Annotated in this window: 1 pseudogene; it reads right to left on the bottom strand. The window is 65.5% G+C overall.

Annotated elements, in window-relative coordinates:
• A pseudogene (locus ONA70_RS36570) lies at window positions 1-290 on the bottom strand (hypothetical protein); the annotation flags it as partial.

Genomic DNA, 290 nt, shown 5'->3' with positions numbered 1-290 from the left:
GAGACCTGCACGGTCTGCGCGGCCTGGGTCAGCGGCATGTCCTGCCACCCGTCGATCTGCTTCAGACCCTTCTCAAAGGCGAGGGTCGCGTACTCCGGGTTCGTGATCTGCTCCGGCGTACCCCAACCACTCGACGGCCGCTGCTGGAACAGACCCAGCGAGTCATGATCGTTGGCGTCGCCAAGGTGACCCAGGTTGTGCAGCTTCGACTCCTGCAGCGACGTGGCGATCGAGATCACCGCGGCCCGCTCCGGCAGACCCGCCTTCTTCGTCGCCGCGATGATCGCCTT

The organism is Micromonospora yasonensis (genome assembly GCF_026013475.1).
Taxonomy (GTDB): domain Bacteria; phylum Actinomycetota; class Actinomycetes; order Mycobacteriales; family Micromonosporaceae; genus Micromonospora; species Micromonospora yasonensis.
This window is presented reverse-complemented; position numbering and strand designations above follow the sequence as displayed.